This window comes from Neobacillus sp. DFD-2R, from assembly GCF_057747865.1.
In genome coordinates this window covers 4,890,944-4,911,726 of sequence record NZ_CM173228.1, presented here as the reverse complement: position 1 = coordinate 4,911,726, position 20,783 = coordinate 4,890,944, and the positions used below count along the sequence as shown (strand labels likewise).

Here is a 20,783-nt window from a genome sequence, read left to right as displayed (position 1 = left end):
TTAAGCCGATGATCTACTAATCCTATTTTTTAGAAAAAAATTCGTATTAAAAACGAACATATTTCTGGATAGGTTTAGTGCGGGCTTTTTTAATATAAAAGAATTTACAGAAAATTTGGTGCATTTCGCCTTTTTGTGATTCTTTTGTCTGCCTCCTGTCCGGAATGATGGATAAGGAGGTTTTTTTATGACGAACACAAATTCAGAGATTAACATGGGGGCATTGTTCCAAAATCCAGTGATCCGCACCATTTTACTGTCAGCGTTTTTTCTTCAAATTGGCATTTGGGTGCGCAATTACTCGATCCTGTTGTACGTGATTGAACAAACGCATGCAAATCCTGTGGCGGTGTCGCTTATTTCTGTTGCCGAATTTGCGCCGATTTTTCTATTCTCATTTATCGGTGGGACATTTGCGGACAGGTGGCGCCCGAAACGAACAATGATTTGGTGTGATTTCCTTAGTGGAGTTTCGATTTTTGTCGTATTGATCACGCTTTTGTTTGGAAGCTGGAAGGTTATATTCTTCGCGACACTTGTTTCGTCCATTCTTTCGCAGTTTTCACAGCCATCCGGCATGAAATTGTTCAAGCTTCATGTAAAGGAAGAACTGATTCAGCTCGGTATGTCGATGTATCAAACCATATTTGCTGTATTTATGATTCTTGGTCCAATTATCGGAACCTTTGTTTATCAGCACTATGGCATTAGTGCAGCCATTGCCATCATGGGAATTGCCTTTATGCTTTCTGCCGGTATTCTATTTATGCTGCCTCCTGACCGGGAAATTGAAGAAAGTCAGGTGAAATCAACCCTGATGCAGGAAATGAAGGCAGGTTTCAGCTATGTTTGGAACAGCAGGGCGCTGACATTGCTTGGAGGCTGTTTTGCGGCAGCAGGTTTGGCATTGGGATTGACGCAGCCGCTTGGGGTTTTCATTATTACCGAGCGATTAGAGTTGCCGAAAGAGCAGCTGCAGTGGTTGATGGCTGCTTTTGGAATCGGGATGATTTTGGGCGGCGGCCTTACGATGGGACTGGCGAAAAAAACTCCTCCTCAAATCCTGTTAGCTGTCGGTATGACTGTCAATGCTGTCGGATTAGTTGTAGTTGGGCTGTCTGATCAATTGTGGCTCACCTTAATAGCACAATTTATCAGCGGCTTGTTTATGCCTTGCATTCACATCGGCATCAATACGATGATTTTGCAAAACACAGAAGAAGCCTTTATTGGCAGGGTAAACGGTATTTTAAACCCGTTATTTATGGGGACGATGGTTATCAGCATGAGTGCCAGCGGCTGGCTGAAACAAACCTTTTCGCTTCTTGCCATGTATGAAACCTCGGCACTGTTATTATTTATCGGTGTTCTGGCCCTCGTACCGCTTTTTAAGCGAGCTCCTAGAGTATTGGAAAATAGCGAAAAAGTTTAAAAAGCCTACTTGACACGTAGGAAAAGTCAGAATAAAATGTAAATAATTTAAAGGATTTCCAATTACGAAGCGGAAGCCTGTTAAAACATTTTATATTAAGCTGATTGGATAACCAAAGGCTTATACTCACAAACATGAGTATAAGCCTTTTTTTAGTAGAAAGGAGCCTGAGCAGTATGATCCATCCTCTTAGTAAGTACAGTCCGTATTGTTGTTTTAAAAACGCACTGTTACTTGTTTAAAAAAATTCATAAGATTTTTTTTTCATAAAAACCTAGTAATCTTATAAGATATTAAGAGATTGAAAAGTTAGGAGAGGATAAAATGGCGGTAGTTGATCAAGCGAAGATAAATTTTATCTTATCAACTTTGAAGAATATGGAGTATGGTTCTGTCAATATTACAGTTCATGAGGGCACTATCACTCAAATAGATAAGACAGAGAAAACCCGATTTGGGGTTAAAAAGCCTCTTTCAAAAAATTAAATAGAAATATATATAGGTGTCAACACTCACAAAATTCATTATCATTACTTATCTTAAATTAGCCGATCAGTCTACTGAAGGCTGCTTATTTTTTTTGATTGTGTTAAGGATGCTTGTTAATTGGACTTTCAAGTGCTTTATACTGGCGCATAAGTCGAAACAAAACAAGCCTCCTTTACATTTACAAAAAAAGTATGCAGCCTTTTTGTATATAAAAAAAGGGGGAAATCAAATGTTGAAAAATCAAAAAAATTCATTCAAATTTGCACTGGTTCTAATCGTATTGACCATTTTTCTCGCAGCATGCAGCAGTAATAAGTCAAGCAGTGAAAGCAGCGGGACAATAAGCCAAAAAACCACAGAAAAGAAAACCCCGGTTGAATTATTGAATGTATCATACGACCCAACCCGGGAGCTCTATTCACAGTTTAATAAGGCATTTTCTAAATATTGGGAAGGTAAAACAGGCCAACCTGTTACGGTTAAACAGTCGCATGGCGGTTCGGGAAGTCAAGGACGTGCGGTAATTGATGGACTCGAAGCCGATGTTGTTACATTAGCATTGGCCCATGATATCGATGAGATCGCTAATAAAGGGGGGCTGCTCTCGAACGATTGGCAAAAAAAACTAAAGGATAATTCAACACCGTATACTTCAACAATTGTGTTTCTAGTCAGAAAAGGGAATCCAAAGGGCATTAAGGATTGGGATGATTTAACCCAAAAAGGCGTTTCCGTTATCACTCCAAACCCTAAAACCTCAGGTGGAGCAAGATGGAATTACTTGGCGGCTTGGGCTTATGCGCAAGAAAAATATAAAGGCAATGAGAAAGAAATTAAGTCATTTATGAGTCAATTATATAAAAATGTCGCGGTATTGGATTCCGGAGCACGTGGTGCAACGACCACCTTTGTTGAAAGGGGAATTGGAGATGTCTTAATTGCTTGGGAGAACGAAGCCTACTTAACGCTCAATGAATTAGGAAAGGACAAATTTGAAATTGTGATTCCTTCCCTTAGTATTCTGGCGGAACCTCCTGTAGCCGTAGTTGATAAAAATGTATATAAAAAAGGTACCAGAAAGGTAGCAGAAGCTTATCTGAATTATCTTTACTCAGATGAAGGGCAGGACATTATCGCAAAAAATTATTACCGCCCGCGAAATCAAACGATTCTGGCGAAGTATCAAGAGCAATTTCCAAAAATGAATTTAGTGACGATTGATGACTACTTCGGCGGCTGGAAAAAAGCACAGGAAAAGCACTTTAATGATGGCGGTACGTTTGATCAAATCTATCAACCAAAGTAAAAATTAACAGGGGACCAAATCTGAGAGGTAGATCCCCTTACGAAAGGAGTCAACTCCATGGCTCGAATTCTACGTATAAAGAAAAATAGTGTCCTCCCCGGATTTGGAATATCTCTTGGGTTTACGATGTTTTATATTAGCATTCTAGTTATCCTACCATTATCGATGATATTTATTAATTCCTTCACCGTTGAATGGTCAAAAATTTGGGAAACCATTTCAGACCCAAGAGTGGTTGCCTCCTATCGGCTAAGTTTCGGCGCTTCCTTTGCAGCCGCGTTTATTAATATTATTTTTGGCGTTTTAATCGCATGGGTATTGATTCGCTATCGGTTTCAGGGAGGGGGAATAATCGATGGACTTGTAGATTTACCATTTGCTTTACCAACGGCAATTGCGGGGATTGCGTTAACGACGTTGTATACGCAAAATGGCTGGATTGGCAAGTTCCTCAGCTTTAAAGTGGCTTATACACCTCTTGGGATAACGATTGCTTTAACGTTTATCGGATTACCCTTTGTGGTACGCACGGTGCAGCCTGTTTTGCAAAGCCTGGATCAAGAAATAGAAGAAGCATCTGCAAGTTTAGGAGCTAACTGGCTTCAGACGTTTGTAAAAGTTATTTTTCCGGAATTGTTTCCCGCTGCTCTTACGGGATTTGCCCTTGCATTTGCCCGGGCCCTTGGGGAGTATGGTTCGGTGGTGTTTATTGCAGGGAATATGCCGATGCATACAGAAATAACCCCGCTATTAATCATGACAAAGCTGGAACAATATGATTACGAAGGGGCTACGGCCATTGCAGCAGTTATGCTTATATTTTCTTTTATTCTTCTACTAATTATTAATATATTACAATGGTGGACTAACAAAAAATTTATTTAAACATAGAGGTGTATATATGGCTGGAAGTGTATCGTTGCAATATTCAAGTACCCCCCTTCAGAACGCAAACAAAGCTTCTGAACCACGAATAGTAAGATGGGTACTGATTACGGTGGCATTAGGATTTTTATGTTTGTTTTTGGTACTGCCTCTTCTGGCAATTTTTATCAATGCATTTGAAAAGGGCGGTGCTATATTTCTTTCCGCCATCAGCAATCCTGATGCTTTATCAGCGATAAAGTTAACCTTTCTAATTGTACTGATTACGGTTCCGCTGAATGCGCTATTTGGAATTGCCGCTGCTTGGGCAGTCACGAAATTTCAATTTAAGGGAAAAAGTCTCTTGATTACGATTATTGACATCCCATTTGCAATCTCTCCTGTGATTGCGGGGTTGGTTTTTGTTTTACTATTCAGTGCCCACGGCTTGTTTGGACAATGGCTGATGAATCATAATCTAAAAATCATCTTTGCAGTGCCGGGGATTGTCCTCGCGACGCTTTTGGTGACATTGCCTTTTGTCGCCCGGGAGTTAATTCCGTTGATGCAGACACAAGGAACTGCCGATGAGGAAGCGTCATTGACGTTAGGTGCAAGCGGGTGGAAGACGTTTTTATTGGTGACTCTGCCAAATATTAAATGGGGCTTATTATATGGAATCATATTGTGCAGTGCCCGTGCGATTGGTGAATTTGGTGCCGTGTCGGTGGTATCAGGTCATATTCGCGGGATGACAAATACAATGCCGCTTCATATTGAAATTTTATACAATGAATATCAATTTTCCGCAGCGTTTGCAGTTGCTTCGTTAATGTCAATGTTTGCTATTATCACGTTAATTGTGAAAAATTTAGTTGAACGGAAAGCGAAAAAGTCATTAAAAGGGGATTCCTAAGATGAGCATTCAAATACAAAATATCTCAAAATCGTTCGGTGCGTTTAAAGCACTTGATAATATTAATATTGATATTCAAACCGGTGAACTTATTGCGCTTCTTGGACCATCCGGGTCAGGAAAAACCTCGCTTCTAAGGATTATTGCCGGATTGGAGGCGTCTAATCAGGGAGCCATTTTGTTTGGTGAGGAAGACATGACCCACATTCGTCCAAAGGAACGTAAAGTCGGCTTTGTGTTTCAGCATTATGCCTTGTTTCGCCATATGACGGTGTTTGAAAATATCGCCTATGGATTAAAAGTGCGTCCTAGAAAAATGCGCCCTTCCAAACAGGAGATTGAAGAGAAAGTTAATGAACTGCTTAAGCTAGTAAAGCTGGAGGCTTTTGCCCATCGTTATCCGAACCATTTGTCAGGAGGACAGCGGCAGCGTGTCGCGCTTGCGAGAGCATTGGCGGTTGAGCCAAAGGTTCTGTTATTAGATGAACCGTTTGGTGCCCTGGACGCAAAGGTCCGTAAAGATCTTCGCAGATGGTTACGGAAGCTTCATGATGATTACCAAATTACCAGCATTTTTGTTACGCATGACCAGGAAGAAGCGCTTGATGTTGCTGATCGGATTGTCGTCATGAATGAAGGGAGAATTGAACAAATCGGAACCCCTGAAGAAGTCTATGAATTTCCAAAAAGTCCGTTTGTTTATCACTTTTTAGGGAATGTCAATTTATTTAAAGGCCGTTTGCACAATGGGAAATTAAAGCATGGCAATTTTGAAGTCGATGCACCTGAGTTCGCGGGAGCGGAAAATAAAGAAGCAATTGGTTATGTTCGGCCGCATGATATTAGTATCGAGCGAGAATCCGGCAAGGATGCAGTTTCAGCTGAAATTAGTCATATTCATTTAGTCGGAGCAGCCGTCCAGCTTGAATTGATCCGAAAAGATACCGGAGAATTTTTAGAAGCGGAGTTAACGAAGGAACGCTTTCGCACTTTACACTTGAAAACCGGTGAGGAAGTGTTTGTGAAACCAAAACAGCTGCGGGTTTTTATACCGGAGGACTATTCGATTTAAAATAGAAATAAATAGTAAGTAAAAAATAATTAGGCGGGGCTCCATTGAGCCCCGTCTTTTTATGTTATGGGCCTTCATATTTTGTATAAGTTTCATAGCATAAATATTTAATGAATAAACTATTTAAGTGTTGGGTTTCTTTAATAAAAGAATATTTAATGGGGGAGTGGAAGATGAGGTTATACCAAGTAAAAGGAACACCCGGTAATAAAGTGGAATTGTTGGAGTATACACCAAATGGGACGGTAAAGGTAAGAAGTTTAGCAAACAATGAAATCATCGAAACAACACAACTAGCCTTTGACATGGCATTTGAGCCATCAGGATACACAGCTGCAGCCGTTGAAAAAGTAAAGGGCCAAGTGATGAATCAGAAGATAACACAAACGGATATAGATACGATTTTAGATAAATCACAAATGGAAATCATCGAACTGTTTGGTAAATGCACAGTGGTCGCTGTTCAGCTCCAGAATGGTTTTATTATTACCGAATCAAGTACTTGTGATGATCCTGCAAATTATAATAAAGAGATAAATGTACAAATATGCTTAGAACGTATTAAAAATAAAATTTGGGAATTAGAAGCTTACAAATTACAAAGCATGTTACCTGAATATTAGAGATAACTGTAATTGCTTCAAAAAGGATAGATAAAAGCATTCAATAATGCTTTATCTATCCTTTTTTTAAACAACATAGAAATGATTTACTACTACAACTTATCGTTAAAGACCACATCACTTCACTTGAGAACTTCAAATAACAATGCAACCCCAATTCCACCGCCGCTACCAATCGCGGCAAGTACGTATTTAGCCCTTTTTCTCCGTTGTACTTCATAAAAAAGCCTTGTCACCAAGATGGCACCAGACGCCCCGTATGGATGGCCGATGGTTAAGGCGCCTCCTGACACATTCAATTTTTCATATGGGATAGAGAGTTCCTGTGAGCAGGCAGCTATTTTCGAGGCAAATGCTTCATTGATTTCGAACAAATCAATATCCTCAACTGTCAGCTTGTTTCTATTTAATAGAGTCCGGATGGCGGGGACGGGGGCGATTCCCGGATAATGAGGGTGCACGCCTGCCGTCTCGCTGTCGACAAAGCGAAGAATAGGCTGAAAGCCATGTCTATTGGCTTTTTCCTCTTCCATCACCAAGACTGCCGCGGCCCCGTCATGAATCCCACAGCTGTTTGCTGCCGTGACAGAGCCATTTTCTTTAATAAAAATGGGCTTTGCCCGTTTTAGAAGGGCAGGCATATTTCGCTCCTTAAGAAGTTCTTCATCTTGGTCGATTTGCACAATCGGAACAATTTCTTCCTGATAAAGTCCTTTTTTAAAAGCTGCCCGGCTGCGTTCATAACTTAGTAAAGCAAATTGATCCTGCTTGTCCTTTGTGATTCCGTATTTCCGTGCGACATACTCGGCGGCTGTTCCCATATCCGGATCTCCAATGCTGTCAGGAGAGAATCGCGCTCTTTTTTCAAATAGGGAGGTGCTCGTACTTTCGACCCCGCCGGCAATGTAGCACTGACCGGCTCCGCCTTGAATCAAATAACAGGCCATCCGAATGGCTTCGAGACCTGCACTGCACTGACGATCAACCGTTAATCCGGTTACTGAAAAGGGGAGCCCGGCTTGAAGGGCCGAAACCCTTGCGACGTTTCCACCAGGTCCTGTGACATTACCTAAAATTACCTCATCAACAAGTTCTTCGATGCCGCTAGTAAGCTCGTAGAGGACGGGTGCCGCAAGTTCATGCGGCTGAAGGGTTTGAAGCATGCCATTCTTTTTACCGATTGGAGTCCGTTTTGCGTTTACGATAACTGCTCTGTTAATGACTTTTCACCTCACTTTCAAATAATTCTCTCACCTTTGGACGAGCAATTTTCCCGCTCGTTGTATGCGGCATTTCGTCGACGAATAACCATTTACGGGGAATTTTATAGGATGATAAATGTTGCCTGCACAGTCTTTTTAATTCCCGTTTGGAAGCACTGCCTTTAACAACAGCCGCCACGATTTGGCCCCAATATGGGTCATTGATACCGATTACTGCTACTTCCTCGACACATGGATGCCCATCTAACACTTTTTCAATTTCTTCTGGAAAAATATTAATTGCACCATATAAAATCATGTTTTTTTCACGGCCTTGGATATAGAGGAATCCGTCTTCGTCAAGGTAGCCCATATCGTGAACCGTGATCCAGCCATTTTCATCATGAATGGTTTGGAGGGTGCCCGTATCTCCGATTAGGTATCCAATAAACGTCATCTTGCTTCTGACAAAAATTTTCCCCGTTTCGTAGGGAACTGAAAGTTCTGAGTTTGCCTTGCGGATTTGAATTTCTACGTCGTGACATGGCTTTCCAACAGATCCCGGTTTTTTTTGCTCAGATACAAAGGTAACAAAACTGAGTTCGCTCGCCCCATAAAACTCGAACATTGTCATTTTAGGAAACGTCTTCTGCATCTGTAGCTTTGAATGGTCCTCCCACTTGGCACCGGAAGAAAGGATTTTGATTGGTGTTTCGATGGTGTGATTATGTTTTAAAAGGGCCGAAATCATCGTTGGGACAAAGTAAATAGTAGTGATCGGTTGTTTTTCAATGAATGCTAGTGTTTGAGAAGCCGAGAATTTTTCGAGCAGAAAAACGGTTCCACCGATATACAAGGTGCTAATCGCCCCGTAGAGAAAATGAGAATGAATAAGTGCTCCCGGGATAAGAACCCGGTCATTTTCGGTTATATGAAAATCAATACGATTGCAGTCAAAGCTGGCCACCCAAGAGTCATGTGAGCGAATAAACGCTTTCGGCTCACCTGTTGTACCTGAGGTAAAGCCCATATAAAATGGCAGATTTCCGTCGATCTGCTTTGTTCTTAGGGCGGAGCATTGCATTATTTTTTCCAAACAATCCTCCCAGATAATGACAGTATGATGGAGGTGTTTTACATGTGGATAAAACTCTTTTGTAGTGATGAATACGGAAGGGAGGGAAAGGGCCAGGCGCTGCTGCAGTTCAGCCTCTGTCCACTTAAGATCAAAGGGAACCGCAGTCCAGCCGGCCATCGAAGTCCCGGTATACAGTAATAGGAATGGTATGCCATTTGGAAGTAAGAAGCCCAATGTATGCTTTGAAAGCTTAAGAGAATCAAGCCAATTGGCTGTTCTGCACACTTGTTCATTCCATGTCCGATACGTGATTCTGTCATGGAGCGTATGAACGGCAATTTTTTCAGGGGAATGTTTTGCATATGTTTCAGTAATGGTGGACACGTGAATTCTCCTTTTTTAAAAAAAAGAGACACATTTTATAGTGTCTCAGCATTTTTTTGTAGTGTACGATAAATGGAAGGGGACTTCAAGAGTCTGAAAACGAGATAAGAAGCGAGTGATGCTTTCAGGATATCTCCAGGAATATAGACTAGGCTTAATTTAACCGCGTTTACTAATGAAATATGCATAACAAAGGCCTGCACAGGAACCCCAATTAAGTAGATTAAGAAGATTCCGACGGTTAGGTTTACGAGTAAAATAGTTTGTAATCGTAATTTACGAAAACGTGAAATAAGGAGCCCAATACAAAAAGCGGTGATTGGATAAGAGAGTAAGTATCCGGTACTCGGTCCAAAAAATACACCGATTCCGCCGCGGCCTCCCGACAAAAGAGGTGCTCCAGCTGCAACAAGTAGTAGAAATACGATCATGCACCATGCCCCGCGTCTTGCACCTAATACGCCGCCGGCAAGAAGGACTCCTAAAGTTTGGAGGGTAATCGGAACCGGTGTGAACGAAAGCATGATGGGCGGTACCAAGCCTAATGCTCCCATAAAAGCAACAAATAAAGCGATTAAAGTAATGTCTAAAATCTTCATAACCCATCTCCCAATTATAAGTAGTAGATTCTTCATTTTTTCATTTTTAATTTTATACAGGGGATTGGCATTGTGTCAACTTATAAAATATTTAGGTTTACATATAATTATAGGTTTGTTTGGCAGCGGGTTTGCGAGGTAATATTCCAGAGGTTAGTTTAACTGCTAATTGGCCGCATTAAACTGCTAAAATAGGCAAAAAAAAAGATTGGTAACTGTACCAATCAATAAATGGGAAGTTTTTAAGAAATGAGTTTTTCAAACCTATTTCCTAATTAAGTTATTTTTATAATAAATGAATCTTATGGAGAATTTAGGGGGAAGTTATGTGGAAATTGTGAAGATGAACATAGATAATTTATCTTCATTCTTTAAAGCACCGGTGTATTTTTACCGGTGCTTTAAAACGATACTGCGGTATTTTTTTATGGATGCTGCAGCCTTGCAATTTTAAATGGATGGAATTCTGTATCGGTTATTCCTGATTGGACCAGAGGGTCATTTTCAAACATACTGCGCGCTTCTGCCTCTGTTTCAGCTTTATACATGACCATTCCAAAGGCCCCATCTGAGCATGCCCCTGACAAAAGCAGCTTATCCTCTGAATGCAGTTTTTCGCAATAGGCAAAATGCTGAGCAAAAATTGCCTGTTCTTCCGTTGTCATACTTTGAATGAAATTTTCCCTTTTTGGTCTAGCCTGTCCTACAAAATATAGAAGTTCCATGGTCAACACTCCTTTTTGTTATTGTAGTCTCACAGAAATAACTATAGTGATAGTTGGCTTTTTTTGCAAAAAAATCCCGGCAATAGGTTAAACTTGAGCTGTATTAATGAGTCTTAGTTAAACGATACCGAACCGACTGCCTTTAATACGTAAGTGTAGTAAAGTAGAATGTAAAAAAACATCGTTGAATTTTGTTTGTTTTTTTCTTACCGTAAAATGGAAAAATCAAAGGGACTGCTATGCAAAGAGGTAGGTCAAAGAAATGAAGAAATTGATAAATTTTGTGGCATGTCTGCTTGTGCTTACCGTATTTTTTGAAGGAATGATACCAATTAGTGGCCAGGCAGAACAAGTTAATTTGAAGAAAGGGCTAATGGTAACGGAATTAACAACAGAGTATTCGAAAAACCCACTTGGGATAGATGACATGCATCCCAGACTTAGTTGGATTATGGAATCCAACGAACAGGCCCAAAATCAGTCTGCATATCAAGTGGAGGTAGCCACAACCGAAGAAAAATTGAACCAAGGTCAGGCAGACATTTGGGACACTGGAAAGGTCTTGTCCGATCATTCTGTAAATATTCCATATAGCGGAAGTACCTTGCAATCTAAAACACGATATTACTGGAAGGTCCGGGTTTGGGATAAAAATGGACAACCAACCGATTGGAGTGAGGCTGCTTGGTGGGAAATGGGCATCCTGAACGCAAAAGAATGGAAGGCGTTATGGATTTCCGATGGGAGAAAGACACCTGCAAGTAGTACTCCGCCGCCTTCGCCTTACATACGAAATGAATTTACCATTCAAAAGGTGATTAAGAAAGCGCGTTTATATTCAACCGCCCTAGGTTTATATGAACCGTATATAAACGGTAACCGTGTAGGGAAAGATTTGTTTTCACCGGGATGGACTGATTATAAAAAACGCATCCAATACCAAACCTATGATGTGACAAATCAATTAAAGCAAGGGAAAAATGCAATTGGAGCTATAGTAGGTGATGGCTGGTATTCAGGACAGATTGCCCATCTTCCTAGAGGATACTATGGCAGTCAGCCTTATCTTTTCATGCAGCTTGAAGTTACCTATGAAGATGGAACCTCTGAAATCATTGCAACGGACAATTCATGGAAATCGGGATATGGACCGATAATCTCCCAAGATATGCTAATGGGAGAGACGTATGATGCCCGGCTTGAAATGCCGGGTTGGAATCAACCTGAGTTTCAGGAATTAAATTGGAATCCGGTAAAAGTGAAACCTGCGAATGAGGGGACAGGGAAATTAGTTGCTGAGGTAGAGCCTCCTATTCAAATGATGGAAGAGATAAAACCGGTAAAAATAACCGAACCAAAGCCCGGCGTTTTTATTTTCGATCTTGGTCAAAATATGGTGGGCAATGTCCGGCTCCAATTAAAAGGAACTCCCGGACAAAAAATAACTATTCGACACGGTGAAGTCCTTAACCCGGATGGAACCTTATATACTGCTAATCTTCGAACAATCAAAGCAACAGATGTTTATATACTTAAAGGCAGTACTGAAGATGAAGTGTATGAACCGCATTTTACTTATCATGGTTTCCGATATGTTGAGGTAACCGGGCTTATTACTGCTCCAAGCATCAGTTTGATAACAGGTAGAGTTATCCATACTGCAATGGAAAGTACCGGTAAATTTGAAACATCGCACAATATGGTTAACCAACTTCAACATAATATTATCTGGGGACAAAAGGGGAATTTTTTTAGTATTCCCACCGATTCGCCTGCACGCGATGAGAGAATGGGGTGGACGGGAGACATCAGTATTTTTGCCGGTACAGCAACCTTCAATATGAATGTTGCAAAATTTCTTGGTGATAAATGGCTAAGCGATTTACGTGATGCGCAATCAACCAATGGAATTTTTCCGGATGTTGCTCCCAATATTATTTGGCAGGGAGGCGCTCCAGGGTGGGGGGATGCGGGAATTACGGTTCCATATACCATTTGGCAGCGATATGGTGATATTCAAGTAATTGAAGAAAACTACGCTGCGATGGTTGCTTGGATTAATTATTTAAAAGAAAATAGTAATGGATATTTACGGCCTGCCATTGGTTATGGCGATTGGTTGAACGTTGGTGATGAAACTCCAAAAGATGTGATAGCAACGGCTTATTTTGCCTATAGTACAGGATTGCTTTCAGAAATGGCTGAAGCTATTGGAAAACAGGACGATGCCAAACGCTACCAAGAACTGGAGAGAAATATAAAAAACGCATTTAATATAGCGTATGTAGGTGCGGATGGACGCATCAAAGGTGATAGTCAAACCGCTTATGTCCTGGCACTCTCTATGGATTTAGTGCCTGATCCTAAAAAGCTGGCCGCAGCTGATCGACTGGTAACATTAATTAAACAACGTAATTGGCATCTTTCCACTGGATTTCTGGGAACAAGGGAGCTTTTGCCTGTATTAACAGAAACGGGTCATAGAGATGTTGCCTATCGGTTGTTATTGAATGACTCCTATCCATCCTGGGGCTATCAAATTAAAAATGGTGCGACCACTACATGGGAATGGTGGGGATCGATTATGCCTGATGGCACGTTTTCCGATCCTTCCATGAATTCCTTTAACCACTATGCATTTGGCGCTGTTGGAAACTGGTTGTATCAAAATATTTTAGGAATAAATCCTGACCCTTCTCAACCGGGGTTTAAACACATTATTATCTACCCGAAACCCGGCGGTGGACTTACATATGCTAAAGGGGAATATAAATCGGGGTACGGATTGATTAAAAGCAATTGGAAACTAGAAGACAAAACATTTACCCTTGATGTTTCAATTCCTGTGAATACAACGGCGACAGTTTATATCCCTGCAAAGGACAAGCTTTCTATAGTGGTGGAAAACCAAGCGCCGGTGCAGTTTCTTCGAATGGAGAAAAGTTATGCAGTTTATAGTGTCGGTTCAGGGACTTACACATTCCATTCTCAAATGGCGGCTGAATGGCAGCTTGAAAATGGAAAAAGGGTTTATTATGACCCAACCACCTTCGAAAAGAAAACGGGATGGTTAGATTGGAAAACAGGTCGATATTTCTTTACTAATGATGGCGATATGGTTATGGGGTGGCTTAAATATAACCAGGATTGGTACTATTTTGATAACAACGGTGCGATGAGTCGCGGGTGGGTATTTTATAATAAAAAATGGTATTTCCTGAACGATAACGGTGTAATGCAAAAGGGCTGGATTCAATCGGGGGGGAAGCGGTACTTCCTAAACCAATTGGGCGAAATGCAAAAAGGTTGGCTGAAATCAGGGAACTCATGGTATTTTCTAAATGGCAGCGGGGATAGGGCTATTGGGTGGGAAAATATAAATGGGAAATGGTATTACTTCATTCAAAGCGGTAAAATGGCTACTGGTTGGATAAGGGATGCAGGAAATTGGTATTACTTACAAAGCAGTGGAGCTATGACCACCGGCAAAGCTAAAATCCAGGGTAAAAACTATTATTTTGATTCATCAGGCAGGCTTAGATAATTGAGTACAGACTCTGATGTGTTAGCACGGTAAAATACTTTGTGCAGTCTGCACTAGATTATTGCATTAAAGCATTGGTGTTCCCTTACTAGGTTAATCAAGATCAAAGCCGGAGGATTTTTCCTCCGGCTTTTTAACAACTAATAATGGATGTTGTTTAATGAATATAGCCGTATAATAAGGTTAAGGGTGTTCACAAATTTGTTGCTATTACAATCTTTTTACCGTTGATAAAGTAAAAATTAATATTCTGTTGAAGGGTCCGGGAGGGGAAACGAATTTGATTAAAATGGCTGTAGCGGGTGTTGCAGGTTTTATTCTTATTTTTTTGGAGTCTATGATTGTTATGCATTTAAAAGGGGATCAAACAATTGAATTTGGAGGATTAACCCCTTTTATAAATGTATGGGCAATGAATTTTTTCTTGGTTTATTCCATACTGACCCAACTTACAAATTGGTATGAAAACAGGGAAGGATTTGAAAAAGGCGAGGAAGATAATAGCTTTTAACCCCATTTTCTGAACAATTAAAAATAATCCTATGTGCTTAAAAACACAAAGCGCCTCACACCATGGAGATACCGGAGGGAAAGCGCTTTGTGTTTTTTTATGTGTTAGACTAAGTATTTTTCTAATGGGTTCCAATAATTCTTCTGCCAGCCGGCTGCAAGATGTTTCCATTCTTCTTCCGGAAAACCGATATGATCAAAAACTAAACGTGTTTTGGGGCCTTGTTCTTTAAGCTCAAATTTAGCGATAGAATAAACACCCTCAGGCCAGTTAGCAACTCGCCACGCTTGGACGATTCGCCGATTTGGAACTCATTCAATGTTTCTTCCTAAAATCATGCCTCCAAAACAGGAGAAGGTGCCGACGGCCTCAGGGCTAATCTCTGTTGGTGCTCCTGTAAGCTCACCAAACTTCCTCCCATCGGTAAGGGCATCATATATACGATTCGCGCTTGCTGAGAATTCAACTTCTTGGTGAATGGTTGCAGACATTTTATTTTCCTCCAATTTTACAATCTATAACAAATTTCTACTTAGAACCGGTTAACTGCTTGTCAATTTTGAAGTTGTCATTTAGTTTACCTCTCCCTAAAAATTATTTATATATATTAATGCATAGCTACGATGGACCAAGGATCCACACCGGGATCTTGGCCTTCTGCAAATTGCTTGATACGTGGCATGTAATGAGACCATCCATTTTGGTGTGACGGGATTTCTTCAACTGGCAAATCATAATGAGTAAGGATTAAATTTGTACCGTTTTCTTTCGGCGACAGTTGAAATTCCACCTTGCTCGTTCCGGGAGGTACAACCTTTGATTTCTCCCAGCCCCAAGTCATGACAATTTTTTCATAAGGGACAATTTCTAGATATTCTCCCATAGCGATATCTGATCCATTGACATCGATTCGGTATTTACCGCCGATTTTTGGCTCTAGGAGGACGTGTCTTCCCATCCACCGAACCATTTTGTCGGGGTCGGTAAAGAATGAAAATAATGTTTCCGGACGACATTCGATAAAAATTTCTTTCGTTATTTTTTCATTGTCAGTCTGATTCATGATTTCTCCTTTCTTCTTCTTCTGCAGTTTCTTTCAATAGAAGTAAACTATCATCCCAAAAACGGTCAATGTACTGTTTTATTTCTGCAAAACCTTCCCTTCTAATCCTGTAATACCGTTTTGTACCCGATCGCCGGACTACGACGAGTCCGGATTCTTCGAGAACTTTGAGATGCTGAGAAATTGCAGGAGCGGAAATGTCAAAATGTGAGGCAATCGCGCTGGAGGTAAGCTCTCCACCACGAACGAGATAAAGGATTTCTCTGCGTCTTGGCTCTGCAATAGCTTGAATAACTTTTTCAATCATGATGTTAATTTAGCAAACACTTAATTAAGTGTCAACTTAACTAATAAAAGTTATTAAAAATCACATATGTATCATTTGGAAAAATAAAGGATTATATAACACCGAATTCATAAAAGGCAAAGGATTGGTGATTTAATCTTTAAAAAAAGCTTAGAATTATTTCCAAAAATTACTTGATAAAACTAATATTGTTAGTTAAAATAAAACTAACGATATTAGTTAAGGAGGATGGATTACGGTGCGAATGATTAAAAATGATTTTCTGTATCAAATCACGTTTATGCCCCGAGTTTTTCCAGTAAATTGCTATTTGGTGGAGGAGGAGGATGGATTAACTTTGATTGACGCGGCTTTACCTAATAGTGCAAAAGGTATTTTGGGGGCAGCTGTAAAAATTGGAAAGCCGATTACAAAAATTGTTCTGACCCATGCCCATGTGGACCATGTGGGTGCACTTGATTCCATCAAAGAAAGTTATCCAGATGTGCCTGTTTATATTTCTCACCGGGATTACAGACTTATGAATGGTGACCAAACTCTTGATGCAAATGAGGACCAAACACCGATAAAAGGCGGCGCTCCTAAGAAACTTAAAACAAGAGCCAATGTGTTATTGAAGGATGGGGACCAGGTCGGATCGTTAACTGCCATCGAATCTCCAGGTCATACACCAGGTTCGATGTCGTTTTTAGACACACGGACTCATGCCTTGATTGCCGGTGATGCCCTGCAAACAAGAGGAGGGATTGCTGTTGCTGGAGATATGAAACCATGGTTTCCTTTCCCGGCTTTTGGTACCTGGAGTAAAAAGACAGCCTTAGCGAGTGCAAAAAAATTGGTGGGATATGAACCGAAATTGCTTGCTGTCGGGCATGGGGAAATGGTGGAGAACCCTGTAAAAGTAATGGAACAGGCGATAAACAATTTAGAACGGAAATTAATATAAGGAGTATTTATCATGTCACCCAGACCAAAAGTTGGACTCGAATTAACGACTATTCTTGAAGCAGCGGGGGAGCTGGCGGATCATTATGGGATGCAAGAGGTCACTTTAGCAAACCTGGCAAAAAGGCTAAATATCCGACCGCCTTCATTGTATAACCATTTTGATGGATTACCGGGATTAAAGAAGAAATTGGCGATTTATGGAATTGAGAAGCTTTATGATAAATTAGCTCAGTCAGCTATTGGTGTTTCAGGGGAAGAGGCTGCGATTGCATTAAGTAAAGCGTATGTCAATTTTGCCCGAAATCATCCCGGAATATATGAGGCGGCATTGCTGACATCGGTTCCGGGAGATGAAGACGTACAGCAAGCCGGGGCACAAATTGTTGACCTATCCGTTCGTGTGTTACATACCTATCATTTGGAGGGGGATGATGCTATACATGCGGTTAGAGGTTTGCGCAGTATCTTACATGGATTTTCCTCACTCGAGCAAAATCGTGGATTTAACCTTGCATTGGATGCTGATGAGAGCCTAAACATCATCATAAAGGCTTTTCTTAAAGGGATGGCAGAAAGAACACGTTAACACTTTGAAGCGACGGGGAACAGTCCCCATTCCTTTAAAGTGCTAGGGAGTTTAGTAATTTTACTCTGATTGGAACTTGTAACTTCGCGTTCTATCGTTTTTTAAGCCCCTAAGGATTTCTGTTTCCCTTAGGGGCTTTTTGGAAATAGGATAGGAGCCTAACCTCTGCTATAATAGGAATAACAAATGGATAAAAAGGTGATTACTTTGAGGAAAATAGAAAAATTAGGATTGTTAGTGGACGTTGAAACTACAGGTCTTGGACCGGCAACGGATGAAGTTATCGAACTCGCTTTAAAATTATTTTCCTATCGAACCGATACGGGAGAGATCATCGATGTGCTTGAGGAGGATTCCTTTTTAAGAGAGCCTCTTTCAAATTCCGCACGGAACAACTACGATAGAGCATTTAGAGTCCACGGAATTCCTTATGAATCTGTCAGGGGAAAAAGTTTTTATGATGTAAAAATTAAAACATACTTCCATCGAACCGATTCTGTATTTGCTCACAATGCCTCATTTGACCGCAGCTTTCTTTATCACATGTATCCGGAGGTCAATGATTTGAAATGGTATTGCACAATGAAAAGTGTTTCTTGGAAAAACTATGGCTTTGCAAATGCGAAACTCCTTACACTTCTGCAATCTCATAACATTACAAATTACCAAACACATAGAGCACTTGACGACATTACATACCTGATGGAACTGCTCAAAAAATCGAGTCCAAACGGGAATCTCTATCTTCAAGAAGTCCTCGAATATGGACCAATGAGAAAATATCAGCCGACCGCTTCCAGAAAGAAAATGGGGTAAAATAGCGAATCAATAAGCTCCAATGCCTGTGAATTTTATAAGCATTGGAGCTTTGTCTTTTCAGCGTGGACAAATCTCTAGAAATGTCCACGAATGGTGTCAGGCACCATAAAATGTCCCAACATATCTTGCTTGAGGTCTAAATATGGTGTTATTTTCGGCCTGTTCCAGGACATGTGCAGTCCATCCAACCATTCTGCTGGCTGTAAAAGTTGGTGTGAAAAGTTCCGGTCCCATATTTATTGCTTTCATGATGGCTGCCGCATAATACTCTACGTTAGTGTATAGTGAGCGGCCGGGCTTAAGTTCCGCTAATATTTTAATGACAATATCTTCTACATTCATAGCTAGATCAAGCCATTCATCCACGCCAACCAGCTCCAATAATTTTGCTTTTAAGGCAATGGCCCTAGGATCGTGATTTTTATAGACTCTATGTCCAAAACCCATTAATTTTTCTCCTCTAGTTAACTTTTCGCGAATCACTTTTTCAGCATCACCAACCAAAGCAATCTCATTCAGCAGCTCAATGACTCCTGACGGGGCTCCGCCATGAAGTGGGCCTTTCATAGTACCAATCGCTGATGTAACGGCTGAAACTAAATCTGACTCGGTGGATGCTGTAACTCTTGCTGAGAAGGTAGATGCGTTCATACCGTGTTCAAGGGTTAAAATCATATATGTTTCAAGTGCTTCAACATGGGCGGCTAAAGGTGCTTTTCCATTGAGCGTATATAGGTAATTTGCAACAAAGTCAAAATCGCTTCGATGAGGAACAAATTTTTGCCCCTCTAACTGTCTTTTCCGATAGGCGATAATTGTAGGTACCATTGCTGTTAATCTAATAGCCTGTGAGATTGTCGGTTTCCAGTCATAATCGGAATTGCCGCTTTCCGCTGAAATGGCGGTCCTAATGACACTCATTAAATCCATGCATGAAGGGAGCTGGTCTAAAATAGCCATTATATTTTCCGGCAGATCACGGTTCCGTTTTAACTGATCTTTAAGGATATTTAATTGTTCCTCATTTGGAAAATGGCCAAACCAGAGAAGATAGGCTGCTTCCTCAAAAGAAAATCTCTTCGTTATTTCTCTGATTTCATACCCCCGATAAATTAATTGACCGTTTTCCCCATCTATATCACTGATTAATGTTTCCGCCGCGACAATGCCTTTTAAACCTTTCTCAATCATGAAAATCGCTCCTTTCATTATTTAGTAATATTCTATAGAATAAATATAATTAAGAATATTGAATATTTTTAAAGTGATTGATTACTTTTTTTAATAAGGAGGCAGAAATATGGAATTTCAGTGGCTAAACACCTTTATAACAGCTGCAGAATGTGGGAATTTTCGGAGAACAGCTGAACTTTTATATATTTCCCAGCCTTCCGTAACAGTCCATATAAAACAGCTTGAAAAAGAGCTCGGTATCCAGCTGTTTCATCGGGAAGGGAAAAAAATAAAACTGACCGAAGAGGGGAAAAGATATTTAGCTCACGCAAAAAGAATGCTTGAGGTTTATCAAAGCGGTCTTGAGGACTTAAATTCTTTTAGGCAAGGTTATATAACACAATTATCTATTGGAATTTCCCCATTATTAGCTGAAACCATCCTCCCGTATGTCTTAAAAAGTTATACCAATAAGCATCCGGAAGTAGAGGTTTCAGTAAAAATTATCGAATCTATTCATATTGAACAGTCGCTCTTACAGGAAGAAGTCGATATTGGGCTTTCCTGCTTAAACAGCAGCAATCCAAATTTGATTTGTCAGTTGTTATCTAACGATGAAGTCATATTGGTTGCACCGCATGATGGTAGAGATTCTGAATCAGCAGTCCCATTAGATGAAGAAGAGGTGTTGACAACTAATTATCTATTAACACACAATCATCCCGGATATTGGGATAATCTTTGCAGAATCGTAAAAAGTAAATATCCAAGTGTCCGAATGATGAAGGTATCACAAACTCACATTACCAAAAGGTTTATTATTGAAGGTCTGGGGGTTTCTTTTTTGCCGACTTCGACCGTCAGAAGGGAATTATTAGAAGGAAGCCTTCTGGAGGTAAATTGTCACAAGATTACCTTACCCGAAGCCAACTCGTATGCCATTATGAAATATGATCATTCAACGCAAAAGGAATTTTTAAGGTTTATTTCAAACTATCGGCTGTAGAAGGTTGACCCCCGCTACTTAGTGAGAAAAAGAAATTTGTAATGTTATCATAGGATGGGCTATTTTTTGATTAAACGAAAGAAAAACGGCTCTGTATCAAATGATATAGAGCCATTAAATAACTTTTTTTCGTATG

22 protein-coding genes are annotated in these 20,783 nt (G+C 40.4%); 13 read left to right on the top strand and 9 right to left on the bottom strand.

Going from position 1 to position 20,783, the window contains the following annotated elements; genetic code table 11:
• Positions 1–187 precede the first annotated feature (187 nt).
• The 7 genes from AC3ANV_RS24650 to AC3ANV_RS24620 all read left to right on the top strand — a co-directional run bounded on the left by AC3ANV_RS24650 (position 188) and on the right by AC3ANV_RS24620 (position 6,702).
• The gene (locus tag AC3ANV_RS24650) at positions 188–1,432 is read left to right on the top strand and encodes an MFS transporter (RefSeq protein ID WP_488311229.1); all 1,245 of its coding nucleotides are present in this window, start codon (positions 188–190) and stop codon (positions 1,430–1,432) included.
• A gap of 324 nt (positions 1,433–1,756) precedes the next feature.
• On the top strand, positions 1,757–1,918 hold the full coding sequence (locus tag AC3ANV_RS24645; protein ID WP_488311228.1) for a YezD family protein: 162 nt from the start codon (positions 1,757–1,759) through the stop codon (positions 1,916–1,918).
• A gap of 232 nt (positions 1,919–2,150) precedes the next feature.
• Entirely contained in the window at positions 2,151–3,227 is a 1,077-nt protein-coding gene (locus tag AC3ANV_RS24640; protein ID WP_488311227.1) for a sulfate ABC transporter substrate-binding protein, read from the top strand.
• Positions 3,228–3,284: 57 nt separating this feature from the next.
• Complete coding sequence (gene cysT / locus AC3ANV_RS24635) at positions 3,285–4,112, top strand: sulfate ABC transporter permease subunit CysT (protein WP_488311226.1); 828 nt, start codon at positions 3,285–3,287, stop codon at positions 4,110–4,112.
• Positions 4,113–4,128: 16 nt separating this feature from the next.
• Complete coding sequence (gene cysW, locus AC3ANV_RS24630; protein WP_488311225.1) at positions 4,129–5,007, top strand: sulfate ABC transporter permease subunit CysW; 879 nt, start codon at positions 4,129–4,131, stop codon at positions 5,005–5,007.
• A gap of 1 nt (position 5,008) precedes the next feature.
• Entirely contained in the window at positions 5,009–6,079 is a 1,071-nt protein-coding gene (locus AC3ANV_RS24625; protein ID WP_488311224.1) for a sulfate/molybdate ABC transporter ATP-binding protein, read from the top strand.
• 173 nt (positions 6,080–6,252) lie between these two features.
• Positions 6,253–6,702, top strand: coding sequence for a Gp49 family protein (locus AC3ANV_RS24620; RefSeq protein ID WP_488311223.1), 450 nt, complete (start codon positions 6,253–6,255; stop codon positions 6,700–6,702).
• A 122-nt stretch (positions 6,703–6,824) separates the two neighbouring features.
• On the opposite strand, the gene AC3ANV_RS24615 is transcribed toward AC3ANV_RS24620, so the two are convergent.
• From AC3ANV_RS24615 to AC3ANV_RS24600, 4 genes are all read right to left on the bottom strand, one after another.
• Positions 6,825–7,865: an acetyl-CoA C-acyltransferase gene (locus AC3ANV_RS24615; protein WP_488311222.1), complete on the bottom strand. Its 1,041-nt coding sequence runs from the start codon at positions 7,863–7,865 to the stop codon at positions 6,825–6,827.
• 52 nt (positions 7,866–7,917) lie between these two features.
• Positions 7,918–9,366, bottom strand: a complete 1,449-nt coding sequence (locus AC3ANV_RS24610; RefSeq protein ID WP_488311221.1) for an AMP-binding protein — start codon at positions 9,364–9,366, stop codon at positions 7,918–7,920.
• A gap of 35 nt (positions 9,367–9,401) precedes the next feature.
• The gene (locus AC3ANV_RS24605; RefSeq protein ID WP_488311220.1) at positions 9,402–9,965 is read right to left on the bottom strand and encodes a biotin transporter BioY; all 564 of its coding nucleotides are present in this window, start codon (positions 9,963–9,965) and stop codon (positions 9,402–9,404) included.
• Between the two features lie 425 nt (positions 9,966–10,390).
• Positions 10,391–10,690 carry a YciI family protein gene (locus AC3ANV_RS24600; protein WP_488311219.1) on the bottom strand — a complete coding sequence of 100 codons (300 nt, stop codon included), beginning with the start codon at positions 10,688–10,690 and terminating at the stop codon, positions 10,391–10,393.
• Positions 10,691–10,952: 262 nt separating this feature from the next.
• On the opposite strand from AC3ANV_RS24600, the gene AC3ANV_RS24595 reads away from it, so the two are divergent.
• The gene (locus AC3ANV_RS24595; protein ID WP_488311218.1) at positions 10,953–14,234 is read left to right on the top strand and encodes a family 78 glycoside hydrolase catalytic domain; all 3,282 of its coding nucleotides are present in this window, start codon (positions 10,953–10,955) and stop codon (positions 14,232–14,234) included.
• Positions 14,235–14,523: 289 nt separating this feature from the next.
• Complete coding sequence (locus AC3ANV_RS24590) at positions 14,524–14,745, top strand: hypothetical protein (RefSeq protein ID WP_488314330.1); 222 nt, start codon at positions 14,524–14,526, stop codon at positions 14,743–14,745.
• 104 nt (positions 14,746–14,849) lie between these two features.
• Here the strand turns inward: AC3ANV_RS24590 and AC3ANV_RS24585 are convergent, their stop codons facing one another.
• The 4 genes from AC3ANV_RS24585 to AC3ANV_RS24570 all read right to left on the bottom strand — a co-directional run bounded on the left by AC3ANV_RS24585 (position 14,850) and on the right by AC3ANV_RS24570 (position 16,115).
• The gene (locus AC3ANV_RS24585) at positions 14,850–15,041 is read right to left on the bottom strand and encodes an SRPBCC domain-containing protein (RefSeq protein ID WP_488314329.1); all 192 of its coding nucleotides are present in this window, start codon (positions 15,039–15,041) and stop codon (positions 14,850–14,852) included.
• A 15-nt stretch (positions 15,042–15,056) separates the two neighbouring features.
• Positions 15,057–15,236, bottom strand: coding sequence for an SRPBCC family protein (locus AC3ANV_RS24580; protein WP_488311217.1), 180 nt, complete (start codon positions 15,234–15,236; stop codon positions 15,057–15,059).
• A gap of 116 nt (positions 15,237–15,352) precedes the next feature.
• Entirely contained in the window at positions 15,353–15,808 is a 456-nt protein-coding gene (locus AC3ANV_RS24575; RefSeq protein WP_488311216.1) for an SRPBCC family protein, read from the bottom strand.
• Positions 15,795–16,115, bottom strand: coding sequence for an ArsR/SmtB family transcription factor (locus tag AC3ANV_RS24570; RefSeq protein ID WP_488311215.1), 321 nt, complete (start codon positions 16,113–16,115; stop codon positions 15,795–15,797). The genes AC3ANV_RS24575 and AC3ANV_RS24570 overlap by 14 nt, the downstream gene beginning before the upstream one ends.
• A gap of 244 nt (positions 16,116–16,359) precedes the next feature.
• Here AC3ANV_RS24570 and AC3ANV_RS24565 point away from each other — a divergent pair, with 244 nt between their 5' ends.
• From AC3ANV_RS24565 to AC3ANV_RS24555, 3 genes are all read left to right on the top strand, one after another.
• A complete protein-coding gene (locus AC3ANV_RS24565; RefSeq protein WP_488314328.1) occupies positions 16,360–17,061 on the top strand; it encodes an MBL fold metallo-hydrolase in 702 nt (233 codons plus the stop codon).
• Between the two features lie 12 nt (positions 17,062–17,073).
• Complete coding sequence (locus AC3ANV_RS24560; protein ID WP_488311214.1) at positions 17,074–17,649, top strand: TetR/AcrR family transcriptional regulator; 576 nt, start codon at positions 17,074–17,076, stop codon at positions 17,647–17,649.
• A gap of 186 nt (positions 17,650–17,835) precedes the next feature.
• Complete coding sequence (locus AC3ANV_RS24555; RefSeq protein ID WP_488311213.1) at positions 17,836–18,465, top strand: exonuclease domain-containing protein; 630 nt, start codon at positions 17,836–17,838, stop codon at positions 18,463–18,465.
• 99 nt (positions 18,466–18,564) lie between these two features.
• Here AC3ANV_RS24555 and AC3ANV_RS24550 read toward each other — a convergent pair whose 3' ends face one another.
• Positions 18,565–19,659, bottom strand: a complete 1,095-nt coding sequence (locus AC3ANV_RS24550) for a citrate synthase/methylcitrate synthase (RefSeq protein ID WP_488311212.1) — start codon at positions 19,657–19,659, stop codon at positions 18,565–18,567.
• Between the two features lie 109 nt (positions 19,660–19,768).
• Between AC3ANV_RS24550 and AC3ANV_RS24545 the strand changes: the two genes are divergently transcribed.
• Positions 19,769–20,647: a LysR family transcriptional regulator gene (locus AC3ANV_RS24545; RefSeq protein WP_488311211.1), complete on the top strand. Its 879-nt coding sequence runs from the start codon at positions 19,769–19,771 to the stop codon at positions 20,645–20,647.
• Positions 20,648–20,783 lie beyond the last annotated feature (136 nt).